The sequence below is a fragment of the Neisseria sp. P0009.S007 genome, from assembly GCF_051962515.1.
The window spans coordinates 1-1608 of the sequence record NZ_JBQCVF010000296.1 but is presented as its reverse complement, the minus strand read 5'-3'; the positions used below and the strand labels follow the sequence as shown (position 1 = coordinate 1608).

Here is a 1608-nt window from a genome sequence, read left to right as displayed (position 1 = left end):
CAGCTCGGTCGCAATTTCCAAAACAGCGATATGCTGATTGTGCCGAAGGTGTTTTACGACTACTGCACCAGCGACGTACTGACCATCGAATGGATGGACGGCACACCGGTATCGGACATCGCCAAACTCAAAGCCGACGGCATTGATTTGCACAAACTTGCCGATTACGGCGTGGAAATCTTCTTCACGCAAGTCTTCCGCGACGGCTTTTTCCATGCGGATATGCACCCCGGCAATATTCTGGTCGCCGCCGACAACCGTTACATCGCCCTTGATTTCGGCATCGTCGGCACGCTGACCGATTACGACAAACGCTATCTCGCCATCAACTTCCTCGCCTTCTTCAACCGCGATTACCACCGCGTCGCCACCGCCCACATCGAATCGGGTTGGGTACCTGCCGACACGCGTGCGGAAGAATTGGAAGCCGCTGTCCGCGCCGTGTGCGAGCCTGTGTTCAACAAACCGATTTCGCAGATTTCCTTCGGCTTGGTGCTGATGCGCCTGTTTGAAGTCAGCCGCCGCTTCAATGTCGAAATCCAACCGCAGCTTGTGTTGCTGCAAAAAACGCTGCTCAACATCGAAGGCTTGGGCCGCCAGCTTGATCCCGATTTGGACTTGTGGAAAACCGCCAAACCGTTTTTGGTGCTCTGGATGAACGAACAGGTCGGCCCCAAAGCCCTTTGGCGCAACCTAAAAAACGAAGCCCCCGACTGGGCGCAAATCATCCCTTCCCTGCCGCGCAAAATCAGTGCGTTGGTTGATGAAAACCGCCAGCAGGAAATGCGCGATGCCTATGTGCATTTGGTCAAAGTGCAGCAACGCCAAAGCCTTTGGTTGGCTGTGATTGCGGTTGTTTTGCTGCTGATTTTGCTGTTTAAATAAACCTCAATACAGCTTTAAACGACATACAAAAGGCCGTCTGAAATCTGATTTTCAGACGGCCTTTTGTATGCCTATCTATTCTTTTTTCTCATGCGGAACATGTCCGCTTTCGGCTTCGATATGCCGTCTGAAGCGCAAACCTGCGGCGTGATAAAACGGATGTGGCGAGAATTGGCGCGAGACTTGCGAAGCGAAGATGCAAGTCAGCAGCATCCAAAACAGTAAATTCTGTCCACCCGTCATTTCCATTACCACCACGGCGGCGGTCAACGGCGATTGGGTCGCGGCGGCAAGGAATGCGGCCATGCAGAGCAAAACCGCGACATTGGACGCGTCGCCCAGTTGCGCAAAAGAAGCCATGTGTTCGCCTATCATCGCGCCAATGGTTAAAGAAGGCGTGAAAATGCCGCCGGGAATGCCTGCCCAATAGCTGAACACGGTTGCCGCCCATTTTGCGGCGGCCAAGCCGAACGGCGCTTCATATGCGCCTTTGAGTGCAGCTGCGGCTTCGTGATAGCCCGTACCATAGGTTTTACCTTGATAAAACGTACCGAGCAACGCCAACAAGATACCCATTACAAAGGCGACCACCAACAAATGACGGCGGATGAAACTACGCCAGCGCACCGGTGCGAATGCCGCCGCACCGCGATACAAAAAGCTGCCGAACAATCCGCCAGCCACGCCGCAGACGATGCCCGACACCGCGGCCCACATCAGCAT

2 protein-coding genes are annotated in these 1608 nt (G+C 54.3%); one reads left to right on the top strand and one right to left on the bottom strand.

The window, feature by feature from the left end; translation table 11 throughout:
• Positions 1–885 (top strand): AarF/UbiB family protein (locus ACTHS3_RS12625; protein WP_440368094.1); only part of this gene is annotated, 885 nt, incomplete at its 5' end.
• Between the two features lie 75 nt (positions 886–960).
• On the opposite strand, the gene ACTHS3_RS12620 is transcribed toward ACTHS3_RS12625, so the two are convergent.
• Positions 961–1608, bottom strand: a 648-nt coding sequence (locus ACTHS3_RS12620) for a chloride channel protein (protein WP_440368093.1), incomplete at its 5' end; no start/stop codon positions are given.